The 435-nt window shown below is 49.9% G+C and carries 1 protein-coding gene; it reads right to left on the bottom strand.

The genetic code is table 11. From position 1 onward, the window contains the following. On the bottom strand, positions 1–435 hold a 435-nt coding region (locus tag ACEWB7_RS17925), incomplete at both ends, for a 3-hydroxyacyl-CoA dehydrogenase NAD-binding domain-containing protein (protein WP_411581080.1).

Here is a 435-nt window from a genome sequence, read left to right as displayed (position 1 = left end):
ATTCCTACCTCATCCAAAAGTTGGATTGGCCCCACCGGAAAACCAAATTTTACCAGGGCGGCGTCAATATGTTCGACGCGTTCGCCTTCAGTCAGCATCCGAATCGCCTCATTGATATATGGCGCAAGAATTCGGTTAACATAAAACCCGGCTTTATCACTGACGACTATCGGGGTTTTACCCTGTTTTTTCGCCAGCTTAACGGTCGTGGCGATGGTCTGCGCGGAAGTAGACGCGTGAGGAATGACCTCAACCAGCGGCATTTTTTCGACCGGGCTAAAAAAGTGCAATCCAATCACCTGTTCCGGTCTGGCCGCATTCGCCGCAATATCGCCAATCGGCAGGGAAGAAGTATTGGAGGCAAAAATGGTGTGAGTAGCGCAATTTTGCTCCACTTCCGCCACCATCTGTTGTTTTAACGGCAGATCTTCAAAC

The sequence above is a fragment of the Acinetobacter sp. NIOH-H-8 genome, from assembly GCF_046635365.1.
Taxonomy (GTDB): domain Bacteria; phylum Pseudomonadota; class Gammaproteobacteria; order Pseudomonadales; family Moraxellaceae; genus Acinetobacter.
This window is presented reverse-complemented; position numbering and strand designations above follow the sequence as displayed.